At 60.0% G+C, this 12,904-nt stretch carries 11 protein-coding genes; 2 read left to right on the forward strand and 9 right to left on the reverse strand.

The window, feature by feature from the left end:
• Window positions 1-36 precede the first annotated feature (36 nt).
• The 9 genes from C1J05_RS08150 to C1J05_RS08190 all read right to left on the reverse strand — a co-directional run bounded on the left by C1J05_RS08150 (window position 37) and on the right by C1J05_RS08190 (window position 10,895).
• Window positions 37-810 carry an HpcH/HpaI aldolase family protein gene (locus C1J05_RS08150; RefSeq protein WP_114869818.1) on the reverse strand — a complete coding sequence of 258 codons (774 nt, stop codon included), beginning with the start codon at window positions 808-810 and terminating at the stop codon, window positions 37-39.
• Complete coding sequence (locus C1J05_RS08155; RefSeq protein ID WP_114869819.1) at window positions 807-2,018, reverse strand: NAD(P)/FAD-dependent oxidoreductase; 1,212 nt, start codon at window positions 2,016-2,018, stop codon at window positions 807-809. Before C1J05_RS08155 ends, C1J05_RS08150 begins: the two co-directional genes overlap by 4 nt.
• Window positions 2,015-3,733 (reverse strand): hydantoinase B/oxoprolinase family protein, encoded by a 1,719-nt coding sequence (locus tag C1J05_RS08160; RefSeq protein ID WP_114869820.1) that lies wholly within the window; start codon window positions 3,731-3,733, stop codon window positions 2,015-2,017. The genes C1J05_RS08155 and C1J05_RS08160 overlap by 4 nt, the downstream gene beginning before the upstream one ends.
• Window positions 3,730-5,823: a hydantoinase/oxoprolinase family protein gene (locus tag C1J05_RS08165; protein WP_114869821.1), complete on the reverse strand. Its 2,094-nt coding sequence runs from the start codon at window positions 5,821-5,823 to the stop codon at window positions 3,730-3,732. Before C1J05_RS08165 ends, C1J05_RS08160 begins: the two co-directional genes overlap by 4 nt.
• Before the next feature lie 106 nt (window positions 5,824-5,929).
• Window positions 5,930-6,838 (reverse strand): LysR family transcriptional regulator, encoded by a 909-nt coding sequence (locus C1J05_RS08170; RefSeq protein ID WP_114869822.1) that lies wholly within the window; start codon window positions 6,836-6,838, stop codon window positions 5,930-5,932.
• A gap of 35 nt (window positions 6,839-6,873) precedes the next feature.
• Window positions 6,874-7,377 carry a flavin reductase family protein gene (locus C1J05_RS08175; RefSeq protein ID WP_114869823.1) on the reverse strand — a complete coding sequence of 168 codons (504 nt, stop codon included), beginning with the start codon at window positions 7,375-7,377 and terminating at the stop codon, window positions 6,874-6,876.
• A gap of 95 nt (window positions 7,378-7,472) precedes the next feature.
• The gene (locus C1J05_RS08180) at window positions 7,473-8,156 is read right to left on the reverse strand and encodes an adenylate kinase (protein WP_114869824.1); all 684 of its coding nucleotides are present in this window, start codon (window positions 8,154-8,156) and stop codon (window positions 7,473-7,475) included.
• Entirely contained in the window at window positions 8,156-10,126 is a 1,971-nt protein-coding gene (gene acs, locus C1J05_RS08185; RefSeq protein WP_114872199.1) for an acetate--CoA ligase, read from the reverse strand. The genes C1J05_RS08180 and acs overlap by 1 nt, the downstream gene beginning before the upstream one ends.
• A gap of 388 nt (window positions 10,127-10,514) precedes the next feature.
• Complete coding sequence (locus C1J05_RS08190; RefSeq protein ID WP_114869825.1) at window positions 10,515-10,895, reverse strand: carboxymuconolactone decarboxylase family protein; 381 nt, start codon at window positions 10,893-10,895, stop codon at window positions 10,515-10,517.
• A gap of 258 nt (window positions 10,896-11,153) precedes the next feature.
• Here C1J05_RS08190 and C1J05_RS08195 point away from each other — a divergent pair, with 258 nt between their 5' ends.
• Together C1J05_RS08195 and C1J05_RS08200 are read left to right on the forward strand one after the other, a co-directional pair.
• Window positions 11,154-12,248 (forward strand): alcohol dehydrogenase family protein, encoded by a 1,095-nt coding sequence (locus C1J05_RS08195; RefSeq protein WP_162797960.1) that lies wholly within the window; start codon window positions 11,154-11,156, stop codon window positions 12,246-12,248.
• The gene (locus C1J05_RS08200; RefSeq protein WP_114869826.1) at window positions 12,245-12,844 is read left to right on the forward strand and encodes a dimethylsulfonioproprionate lyase family protein; all 600 of its coding nucleotides are present in this window, start codon (window positions 12,245-12,247) and stop codon (window positions 12,842-12,844) included. Before C1J05_RS08195 ends, C1J05_RS08200 begins: the two co-directional genes overlap by 4 nt.
• The last annotated feature ends 60 nt before the right edge of the window (window positions 12,845-12,904 follow it).

The following is a 12,904-nucleotide window of genomic DNA, read 5'->3' on the forward strand; positions in this document are numbered from 1 at the left end:
CCGTTTTCTCCGTTCTTCAATTCGTTTCCTGCCCGTTCAGGGCGTTTCGTCTTTGACCTGCGCCAGCAAGGCATCCGCACCTTTGCCCAGCAGACCGATATCGCTGCCGCATGCCACAAAGGTAAACCCGTCAGCCAGCAACTGACGGGCAAACCCCGCGTCTGAAACCAGCGTGCCCACCGGCACGCCCTGCGCAATCAGTTTGCGGGCCACGGGCCAGATCGCCTCCCACACGGGCGGGGACATGTGCTGGCCCAGAAGGCCCATATCGGCGGCAATGTCGGCGGGGCCGAAAAAGACGCCGTTCACGCCGTCAACCGCGCCGATCGCTTCGGCCTGTTGCAGGGCCGACAGTGTTTCAACCTGCACGATCACAGTTGTTTCGTTTTCGATTCCGCTGAAATAATCACCGATGCGGCCGAACTTGTTACCGCGTGTGGTGCCACCAACCCCGCGGATGCCGCGCGGCGGATAGCGTGTGGCCGCCACCGCCTGTTGGGCCTGTTGCACATCCTGCACCATCGGAAACAACAGGCCGGGCGCGCCCATATCAAGCAGCCGTTTGACCTTGACCGGATCGTTCCAGTCGGGGCGCACGATGGCCGTGGTGGGATAGGCGGCAAACACCTGCAACTGGCCAAGGATTGACGTGAATTCAGAAGGCGAATGTTCCATGTCCAGCAGAACCCAGTCAAATCCCGACGGGGCAACCACTTCGGCGGCAAACGGGTTGGCCAGGCTGATCCACAGCCCGATCTGTTTCTGCTCGGACCGGATCGCGTGGGTAAACGGGTTGGGTGCCAGCTTCATATCACGGCCTTTTCGTCAAAGGGTTCGCCCTTTTCGATGCGGTCATACTGGAACGGTGTCAAATCAAGCGTGCGATATTCACCATAAATGATCCGTTCTGCCGTGCCACGCCCCATCGCAGGCGATTGCTGAAACCCGTGGCCGGAAAATCCGTTGACGAAGACAAAGTTGCGCACCTTGGTGTGCGGCCCGATGATCGCGTTCTGATCGAGCGTGTTATAGGCGTAATGCCCGACCCAGGAATTGACCAGCTTGATCGCCTCGAACTGGGGCACGCGGTTGGCGACTGCGGGCCAGACCTTGTTCTCCCAGATGCTGTGATCCATCGTGAAATCGTCGTAATCCACGGCGAAATCTTCATCCGGTGGACATCCGGCCATGTAATAGGCCCCGTCGGTGCGCATGTGTACGCCGCTGGGGTCAATGGTCAGCGGCAGATCACGGTCAAGCGGCGTTTCGGCAGCAAAGATGAACGTATAGCGTTTGCGCGGTTCAACCGGCAATTCGATGCGTGCCATGCGCGATGTGCGCACCGCACGCGGGCCGGATGCGTTGATCACGGTTCCGCACGTCACCACATCCCCCGAAGCCAGCGTGACGCTGTCCACTTGCGTGCCGGTCGCGTTCAGGCTCATCGCGACCACTTCGTTGGTCAGGTATTCCACGCCCTTTTCCCGCGCCGACCGTTTCCACCAGTCAAACATGGTATTGCCGTCGAAATAACCTTCGTCGATCAGGTTGTGATTGGCAGCAATGATGTCGTCCAGCTGATAGAACGGATAATCGCGCGCAATTTCATCACGGGTCATGTGTTTCGTGCCCGCGCCGCAGGCGGCCTGCAAGTGTTGCGCTTCGCGAAGGGTGTTGGCAAATTCTGTGGTGTCAGCCAGATACATGTATCCGAAACTGTGCAGCGTAATATCCGGCACGCGCGGGTCATCGCCCATGAAGTGGCGGAAATTCTTGATGAATTCGACCCCGAACTGCGACACCCGCACGTTGATCTCGCGGCTGAATTGCTGGCGGATGCAACTGTTGGTGTGCGAGGTCGAGGTGAATTCATAGCTGGGGTCGCGCTCAACCACCAGAATACGGCCGTCAAAATCGGGGTTGCTGGCCAGGAACCACGCCACCGACGATCCGTACATCGCACCACCCACGATCACCACGTCATAAGATGTGGCCTTGGGCGTCTGCCAGTTGGTCATGTCACATCCTCTCCTGTTTTTACAGCGTGCAACACCTGCTTGATTTCCGCATCGCTCAGCCCGTAGTCGTCCCGCGCAGACTGCGCCGAAATATAGCTCCGCGCCAGATCGCGCCGCACAAGTGCCGGATCACGTTTTTGCACAGGCCCGTACCCGGCACCGCCCGGAAAGGCGAGCATTACGCGCCGGCCATGGGCAACGGGCTGTTTGCCCTTGCCCTTCATCGGGGTGCCATCATCCTGCGCGATTGTCGTCGGCGCGCCGTTTTCGCCGCCCTGGCGTCCGCGTGCGGGGTGGTTCACGCGGTCGAACATCGCCGAAAAATCGTATTCGTGGCCCTCGGCGGCGCCGACTTCCATATATTGGCCCAGACCGCCGCGAAACTGGCCGGCCCCACCGCTGTCGGGGCGCAATTCCTTGCGCCAGATGATCACCGGGCCGGTATGTTCGGTCGCCTCAATCGGCATTGTCATCACCCCGGACGGAAACGCGGTGGCGTTCAGCCCGTCCACCACCGGGCGCGCGCCTGATCCGCCGGAGTTAAAGGCCAGCACTTCGGCACGCACGGCATCGGGCGGGGCAGGGGCATCGGTGCGCGGGCGCAGCGACACCTGAAAGTTACACAGCGTTCCGGCCCCTTCGGCGGGCACCAGATCGGGCAGCAGCTTGTCCAGCGCGTCATAAACCGTATCGGGGATCATATGGCCGATCACGTGACGTAAAGCCACGGGCGCGGGATGCACTGCGTTCACGATCGTGTCGACCGGCGCGGTGATCTGGAAGGGCTCCAGCGATGCGGCATTGTTCGGGATCTCTGGCGCAATTGCACATTTCAGCGCATAACATGCGTAAGCCTTGGTATAAACAAGGGGCACGTTGATGCCTTTCTTGTCCAAACCCGATGTTCCAGTGAAGTCGCACAATATCCGGTCCTGTTCGATATCAAGCCGCACCACCAGATCAATCGGTGTGTCATAGCCATCAATCCGCATCGCGCCTGTGGCCGATTTGCGGGGCAGGGCGGCGATACGTTCCAGCGTGGCGCGGCGTGAATTGTCCAGAATGAAAGCAGCGATGCCATCCAGACTGTCCAGACTGAATTCGGCCATCATCTCGCTTAGCCGGCGCTGGCCGATTTCGTTGCAGGTGGCCAGTGCATAGATGTCGCCCACCAGTTGATCAGGTTCGCGCACGTTGCCGCGCACGATCCGGATCAGGGTTTTATCCACGACACCGCGTTCGGCGAATTTCATGATCGGCAGGTACAGGCCTTCTTCGTAGATGCTGTTGGCATCGGCCCCGAATCCGCGCCCGCCGATATCGACGATATGCGCCGTGCATCCGAAAAATCCGACATGCTGTCCGTTGTGAAAGGACGGCGTCACAACCGTGATGTCGTGCAGATGGCCGGTGCCTTCCCAGGGATCGTTGGTGATGTAAACATCGCCTTCGAAGATGTTGTCGGGCCCGATCCGGCGGATGAAATGCGCCACCGCGTCGGCCATTGCGTTGACATGGCCCGGTGTGCCGGTCACGGCCTGCGCCAACATGCGCCCCTGCGTGTCATAGACGCCCGCCGACAGATCGCCCGCTTCGCGAACGGATGTGGAAAACGCTGTGCGCACAAGTGCTTGCGCCTGTTCTTCAACAACCGAAATCAGGCGGTTCCACATCACCTGATGGGCGACGGCAGACGGGTTCGGGGCAGTTGTCATGCTGTTTCTCCTGCAGGTTTTAGGATCACATCGATACAGCCGTCGGGTTGGGCCAGCGCCATCCGGCTGGACGGAACAACAATGGTCGTTTCGTCTTCGGTGATCACGGCGGGGCCGTGCACCACATCCCCTGTTTTCAGGGCATTGCGCGCCACAATCTGCGCGCTGACCGCACGGGCAAGGGCAGGGTCGAACACGTCGCGCGTGCCGGATATTGCGGCACTGCCCGTTCCGCTGGCTTCGGTTACGGGCGACACGGGGGCAGGCGGCGTTGTGGCGTTCACGGCCCAAACGGTCATTTCAACATCCATACCCTCTACAACGCGGCCAAACAGGTTGGCATAGTCTTCTTCAAACAGGCGCTGGAATGTTGACATGTCCGGATTTGCGGCCTGCTCCGGCGTCAGCACAACCGGAATTTCCCAGCCCTGACCGGTATAGCGCATATAGGCCTTGAATTCGGCCTGAATATCGGAATTCGCATCACAGGACCGCACAAAGGCCGTGGCCTCGCGCTGCAAATCGGCCAATACATCGCGGATCGTGTCCGCCTCGAAATCCGACAGTTTCATATAAAGGCTGCGCGTCGCCTCGAAGCTGAAAGGGGCGCGCAGGAACCCGATGGCCGATCCGACACCGGCCCCTTCGGGCACCAAAAGACGGTCAACGCCCAGTTTTTCGCACAACCGCCCGGCATGCAGCGGGGCCGCCCCGCCAAAGGCGATCATGGTATATCCGGACAGGTCCTCGCCGTTTTCTACGGCGTGCACGCGCGCGGCGTTGGCCATGTTTTCATCGACAACTTCGGCCAGACCGAACGCGGCGGTTTGCGCGTCCATATCCAGCGGCTTGCCCAATTTGGTTTCCAGCGCGCGGCGCGACTGGTCGGTGTGCAGCGGGATGCTGCCACCGGCGAAATTGTCCGCGTCAAGTTTACCCAGAACCAGATCGGCATCGGTGACGGCGGGGCGTGTACCGCCGCGCCCGTAACAGGCCGGGCCGGGTTCGGATCCGGCACTTTCGGGGCCGACGCGGATCTGGCGCATCGCGTCAACATGGGCCAGTGATCCGCCACCGGCACCGATTTCAACCATATCGATGACCGGAATGGAAATCGGCATGCCCGATCCCTTTTTGAACCGGTAGGTACGCGCCACCTCGAACACCCGCGCGGTTTTCGGGGTCTGGTTCTTGATCAGACAAATCTTGGCCGTTGTGCCGCCCATGTCGAAGGACAGTACCTTGTCCAGCCCATAACGCGCCGCGATGTTGGCGGCAAAAACAGCGCCGCCCGCGGGGCCGGATTCAACCAGCCGAACCGGAAATTCCGCCGAGCTCTCGATCGAGATAATGCCGCCGCCGGAATGCATCAGGAAAATCGGACAGCGCACACCGGCCTCGGCCAATCGTCCCTCAAGCCGGCCCAGATAGCTTTTCATCAGCGGCTTGATGTAGGCGTTGGCGACCGTGGTGTTGAACCTTTCATATTCGCGCATCTGCGGCGACACTTCGCAGGACAGCGAAACCATCACATCCGGCAACATTTCCGCCAGCACATCGCGCACCATGCGTTCGTGGATGTCGTTCAGATAGGAATGGATCAGCCCCACGGCGACACTGTCAAAGCGTGCGGTGCGGATATCTTCGGCCAGTGCCTCGATCTCGGCGCGCTCCAGCGGGATCAGCACCTTGCCTTTGGCGCTGATCCGTTCGCGCAGCGTAAACCGGTTCTGGCGCGGCAGCAGCGGGTCGGGCAGCACCATATTCAGATCATATTGTTCAAAGCGGGATTCCGTGCGCATTTCGATCACGTCGCGAAACCCCTGCGTGGTGATCAGGGCGGTGCGCGCGCCGCGCCGTTCGATCAGCGCATTGGTGGCCAGTGTGGTGCCATGAATGATCTGCCCGATCCGGGACGGATCAATTCCCGCCTTGGCGCAGACCTGTGCGGTGCCATCCAGAATGGCATCTTCGGGTGCGCCATAGGTGGTCAGCACCTTGGTTGAAAACTGCTCTGCGCCCCGCTCAAGCACAACGTCGGTGAATGTGCCGCCGATATCCACGCCCAGCCGTATCAAAGATGCATCCATGCCCAGCAGCCCTTTTCCCGAAAAACAGTTCCGCGGCAGAGTAGACACAAGTTTAATATAGGTTCCAACTATTTAATTGGATAATAAAGATCACAAAATTTTATACTCAGATACCGTGGGCTGCGTTGAACTCGGCCGCGACCTTGCGGGCTAGCTGCGCGGCGGTCTGCACGAAATCCATCGCCTTTTGCGCATCATAGCGGGCATAGAACTGTAACGGCTCGGGGGTCCAGCCATAGGGCACGGCAACCAGCGCCCCGCCCGCGATTTCATCAAGGACCATTGCGGCCGGAACGGTGACGATGCCCATCGCGTTGACAGCCATGTGCAGGCAGGCCGTCAGCGAACTGGATGGAACCAGCCGTACAGGCACATCGCGTTGTTGCCCGAAATGCGCGGCGGTCTGCGCATATAGCGGTGTGTCGCGCCCGTGGGTCAGGACCGGATGGCGCGCCAGATCGTCCAGCCTGACGGGATCAAGATCCTGCAAGCCCAGCGACGGGGCCGCAACCCAGATCAACGGGTAGGTGCCCAGCGGAATTTCTCCGCTGACCGCGCGGTGGAACGGGGCGTTCTGCAGGGCCAGATCCAGCGTGCGTTCGGCCAGCTGTTTTTCAAGACTGACCGCCATGTCGACAGTCAGTTCCACCTGAATCGTCGGAAACCGTGTTTTCAACTGACCCAGAAAATCGGGCAGCCATGTGTGCACGATCATTTCCGTCACACCCAGCCGCAGCGTCCCGTCAAAAAGCGCGGCTTCGCTTGCCGATTGCACCAGCGCCTGTGTCGCGTTCAGAACCTGACGCGCGTGGCCCAGTACATCCTGCCCCTTGGCCGTCAGACGCACCGATCCCGCATCGCGTTCCATCAGACGCACGCCCAGCAGTGTTTCAAGCCCGGCAATACGCGCCGAAATGTTGGGCTGTGTCGTGTTCAGCCGGTCAGCCGCCTTGCGAAAACTGCCCAGATCAGCCACCCAGATCAACGCTTCAAGTTGTTTCAGGCTGGGGCGCATTGCGGGTACGTGTCCTTTTTTCGGATGGGTCGCGGTCAGTCCGCTTCAAACGGCTGGAACCGCCCATAGCGGCGCTGATCAAAGGCAAGACCCGCCCCGGTGCCGCGCGCGGCGCGTAACACCTGCCCGACCATGATCGTATGATCACCCGCATCGTGCCGTCCGAAGGTGCGGCATTCAAACAGTGCCAGACGGTCCTGCAACACCGGTACGCCGTCATCATTATGCGCCCAGCAAAACCGGTCAAACCCGTTGCCATGGGCCGCGAAATGCAGTGCCACATCTTGCTGGGTATCATCCAGAACGTGAATCGCGAAATGGGGCGCTTCAAAAAACGGCTGATAGCGGCGCGATGATTTGGCCACCGACCACAACACCAGCGGCGGGTCCAGCGAAACGGACGAGAACGAATTCGCCGTCATCGCCATCGGCCCGTCCGGTGTTGCCACGGTAACGATGGTCACGCCGGATCCGAAACAGCCCAGAACATCGCGATAATCGCGAAACGTGTCGGGGCCGGGAACAAAGGAAGAAGCCATAAGGTGAACCGCCTGAAGAATTTTGCATCAGGTGCCACGCTTGGCGCGCGTTGTCCATGACCCGCGCGCCATTCCCTTGGCCCGAAGCGCTGGGTTCAGCCGGTGGCCCTGGCCACCATCGCCTGCAAGCGCGACGCGATATCGTTGATATCCCCCATCGCGTCAATTTTTTGCAACGCGCCTTTGGCGTCGTAATAACTGATCAGCGGTGCGGTCTGTGCGTGATACGCCTCAAGCCGCGAGGCGACGGTTTCGGCGTTGTCATCCGCACGGCGTTTCATATCCGTGCTGCCGCATTTATCGCATTTGCCCTTTTCGGCAGTTGGCTTGAACGTATCGTGATAGCCTTCGCCGCATCCACCGCAGGTAAAGCGCCCCGATATCCGCGTCACCATCGCCGCATCGTCGACCTCAAGGCTGATGGCTGCGTTGATTTTCTGCCCGCTTTCCGCCAGCAGCGCATCAAGCGCCTGCGCCTGTACGGTCGTGCGGGGGAAACCGTCAAGGATCACGCCCTTGGCGCAATCGGGTTCGGCCAGCCTGTCGCGCAGGATATCGATCACGATCTGGTCGCTGACCAGTTCACCCGCTTCCATCACCGCCTTTGCCGCCTTGCCTGCTGGCGTACCCGCGGCCACGGCCGCGCGCAGCAGATCACCGGTGGACAGTTGCACAAGGCCGAATTTCTCTTCCAGCATGCGGGCCTGTGTGCCCTTTCCGGCACCGGGCGGGCCCAGCAGGATCAGAACGGCGGCTTGCGTTTGCGTTGTCACGGACATCAGGAATTCCCCCGGTTTTCGATCAGATCATCCACCACCGACGGGTCGGCCAGTGTCGATGTATCCCCCAGACTGCCAAAATCGTTCTCAGCGATCTTGCGAAGGATCCGGCGCATGATCTTGCCCGAACGCGTTTTCGGCAGGCCCGGCGCCCACTGGATCACATCGGGGCTGGCGATCGGGCCAATCTCGGTACGGACCCAGTTGCGCAATTCCTTGCGCAAATCGTCTGACGGGGTTTCGCCGTTCATCAGCGTGACATAGCAATAAATGCCTTGTCCCTTGATGTCGTGCGGATACCCGACCACAGCGGCCTCGGCGACCTTGGCGTGCGCCACCAGCGCGCTTTCCACTTCGGCGGTGCCCATGCGGTGGCCCGAAACGTTGATCACGTCATCGACGCGTCCCGTGATCCAGTAATCGCCATCGGCGTCCCGTTTTGCCCCGTCCCCAGTGAAATAGTAGCCTTTATAGTCGCTGAAATAAGTTTGCTGGAACCGGTCGTGATCGCCCCAGACGGTGCGCATCTGCCCCGGCCAGCTTGTTTTCAGACACAGCACACCTTCGGCGGGGTTGGAATGGATTTCGACACCGGATTGCGGGTCAAGGATCACCGGTTCAATGCCGAAAAACGGTTTCATCGCCGAACCGGGTTTGGTCGCATGCGCGCCGGGCAGTGGGGTCAGCAAATGACCGCCGGTTTCGGTTTGCCACCATGTGTCCACGATCGGGCACCGCCCGCCGCCAACCACCTGATCATACCAGTTCCACGCCTCGGGATTGATCGGCTCGCCCACGGTGCCCAGAATGCGCAGATCGCTCAGATCACATTTCTTCACCGGCTCATCGCCGTGGGCCATCAGCGCGCGAATAGCGGTGGGGGCCGTGTAGAACTGGTTCACCTTGTGCTTTTCGCACACTTGCCAGAACCGGCTGGCATCAGGATAAGTCGGCACACCCTCAAACATGATCGTGGTCGCGCCATTGGCCAGCGGGCCATAAACGATATAGCTGTGTCCTGTCACCCAACCCACATCGGCGGTGCACCAGAACACATCGCCGTCATGGTAATCAAAGACGTATTCATGCGTCATGCTGGCATAGACCAGATAACCGCCTGTCGTGTGGACAACCCCTTTGGGCTGGCCTGTCGATCCGGATGTATAAAGAATGAACAGCGGGTCTTCGGCGTTCATTTCGGCGGGTGCGCAATACTCGTCCGCCTCAAGCGCCATTTCGTTGTAATCATAATCACGCGACGTCCATGTGGTCTGTCCGCCGGTGCGTTTCACCACCAGACATTTTACACTGTCCTTGCAGTGCAGCAGCGCCGCATCGGCATTGGATTTCAGTGGTGTCTGGCGCCCACCGCGCGGGGCGTAATCGGCGGTGATCACCACCTTGGCGTCCGATCCGTTCACACGCGCGCCCAGCGCATCGGGTGAAAACCCTGCGAACACAATGGAGTGGATTGCACCGACCCGGGCACAGGCCAGCATGGCATAGGCTGCCTCGGGGATCATCGGCAGGTAGATCACCACGCGATCCCCCTTGCGCACGCCAAGGCTCTCCAGAATGTTGGCCATCTTGCAGGTGTTACGATGCAATTCCTTGTAGGTGATGTGCTTGGCGTCTTCTTCGGGGCTGTCGGGTTCCCAGATGATCGCCGTCTGGTCGCCGCGCGTTTCAAGATGGCGGTCGATGCAGTTGGCCGATACATTCAGTGTGCCGTCTGCGTACCAGTTGATCGCGACCTTGCCGTAGTCATAGGTCACATCCCTGACGGTGGAATAGGGTTTGATCCAGTCCACACGCTGTCCCTGTTCGCCCCAGAATGCATCAGGGTCCTTGATCGACGCCGCATAAAGCGCATCATATTTCGCTTCATCGATTAGGGCGTTTTTGACGATATCCGCCGAAGGCGCGTGGGTTTTGCCGCTGGCAGATGCGGTGGTGTTATGCTCGGTCATCTTGGATCCTCCCGAATGTGGCATGGTGCGCCGGATCGTTCTTGCGGCGCGGGCCTCCTCCTGCCCTGAATGCGCCCCGTTCCGAACCGGTGTTGCGGTGATCATAGCCGCAACTGAAAAGAAAGGAATAAGCCTCGGGAAAACAACGTTTTCGGTGTAAAGTTTTTTCCCCGCGCCGTGTTTTGGCTGTAAATCCGTCGCGAAGAAACAGGAAAAAGCCTATATTTCGCGGCGATAGGTTGTAAATTGCCGTAATGGTCAGACCGGTAAAGGCTCCGGATTGCGCCCTTTATGCTGACTTGGGCGCGCGAAATCAGGTGTGACATATTGTTTCGGCGTGGCATGTGCGGGCGACACATTTGCAAACCCGCGCCTTTGCCGCCGTCCCCTAAAGCATGTTTTTTTCTTCCAGCACTTTGCGCGCCACCCGAAAACACTCCAGCCCCTGCGGCACCCCGCAATAGATCGCTACCACATGTACCGTGGCGCGGATTTCTTCGGCCGTGACCCCGTTGGTGATCGCACCGCGGCAATGGATTTCCCATTCGTTCATCTTGCCCAGCGCCCCGATCATCGACAGGTTCATCAGGCTGCGGGTTTTCGCATCAATTGCATCATCACCCCAGCCAAAACCCCAGCACCATGCGGTCATCGCTTCCTGAAAGGGGCGGGTGAACTCATCCGCCGCCGCCAGATTCTTTTCCACATATTCAGCACCCAGCGTTGCCTTGCGACGCTCCAGCCCCTTCAAAAACAGATCTTCGTCCATGTTGCCCCTTTTCCGTATTCCGCTTTGCCCGCCGCTGAAAAGCGCAGGCCCACCCCGCCAATGGGCCGCGCTGTGCCCCGCGCCGCAAGACAAAAACGCACCAAACCGGCAAAAAAAGTCGTCACCTTGTCAATCGCCGTCGCGCACAGACATACGGATACGAAGAAAACCGCCTTTTCTGATCGTCAACGGCAGAACGGTCGCCGGTTGCATCACGCAAGCCCGGCCAGACCGGATACCGCAACAGGAGGGCGCATCATGACAATCCCCGAAACCATGAACGCTATGGTGCTGAGTGCGCACGGGGATATGGATGTTCTGCAATGGAAGACGGACTGGCCGGTGCCGCATGTCGGCCCGACAGATGTTCTGATCCGCGTCGGCGCCTGCGGGCTTAACAACACCGATGTGAACACGCGCACGGGCTGGTATTCCAAGGCTGTGACCGAGGCCACGACGGGCGGAGCCTATGACAGTCTGGATGATGCCGATCCGTCCTGGGGCGGTGCCCCGATCGGATTTCCGCGCATTCAGGGCGCAGATACCGTGGGCATTGTCGTGGCCACCGGCAGCGAGGCCGATCCCGCGCTGATGGGCAAACGTGTCATGGTCGATTGCTGGCTGCGCGACTGGGATGATCCGCTGGACAAGACCAAAACCGGTTATTTCGGGTCCGAGCGGGACGGTGGCTTTGCCCAGTTCACTTGCGTCGATTTTCGCAACGTAGCGCCTGTGCACAGCCCGTTATCCGATGCCGAACTGGCGACGTTTCCATGTTCCTATTCCACAGCCGAAGGCATGCTGAACCGTGCCGGCGTCGGGGACGGGGACAGTGTGCTTGTCACCGGTGCATCGGGGGGCGTCGGCTCGGCGCTGATCCAGCTGGCCAAACGGCGGGGCGCGCGGGTTGTGGCGCTGGCCTCTGAAAACAAACACAGCGCGCTTGCGCCTCTCGGGGCAGACGCCCTTTTGCCACGTAACCCTGAAAACCTTCGCGTGGCCCTTGGCTCGGCCATCGGACAGGACAGCGTGTCGGTGGTAGCGGACATTGTTGGTGGGCCTTATTTCGGCACTCTGATCGACGTTCTGGAACGCGGCGGGCGCTATACCTGTTCCGGCGCGATCGCCGGTCCGGTTGTGGATCTGGACCTGCGTACGCTTTATCTGCGGGATCTGACGTTTACCGGCTCTACCGTTCTGCCGCCGCATGTCTTTAAAGATCTGGTCAGCTATATCGAACGCGGCGAAATTCGCCCCGTTCTGGGGGCGACCTATCCGCTGCACGATCTGCATGCGGCCCAGCAGGCGTTCATTGACAAGGCCCATGTCGGCAATATCGTGGTGATCCCGTGACAGACCCGCATTTCGAAACACTGCTAAAGCAAGCGCGCGCCGCCCTCCTGTCCCACCCGCAAACACAGGATTTTTGCGCCTTTCCCGATGACGTGACGCCGCAAGCCGTGGTGCCGTTCCATGCCCCTTGCGCGGACTACCTAGCGCGCGAAACCGGTCTGTTTTCAGATCGTTACGCAGGGTTGCGCGATGCCTTTGTCGCGGCAGGGCCGGTGGCCACATGGCGCGAAACCTACAAAGGCACCGGCATCGGCAAACATTTCATGGACCGCTTTGGCTGCTATTGCCTGATCGGCAAGGATGGCGCCTATATCAGCGCACAGATGTTTGCATGGGTCGTCTATATGCCCGCGCATCTGCATTACCCCTGGCACCATCACCCTGCGGAAGAGATGTATCTGGTTATCGCAGGCGAGGCCGAGTTCATGCGCGAGGGTGCATCGCCCGAGGTTCTGCGCGCCGGTGACACCTGTTTTCATGCCAGCAATCAGCCGCACGCGATGGAAACCCATGATCACCCGGTCATGGCCCTTGTGATGTGGCGCAACGGCTTTGATACGCCCCCGGTTCTGTCCGAAGCCGCGCAAGCAGGCTAGCGGCTTTGATATGCGGGGTGGGCAAACTGTACTCCGCCAACACTTCTTTTTGCCAAAAAT

The organism is Sulfitobacter sp. JL08 (assembly GCF_003352045.1).
GTDB lineage: Bacteria > Pseudomonadota > Alphaproteobacteria > Rhodobacterales > Rhodobacteraceae > JL08.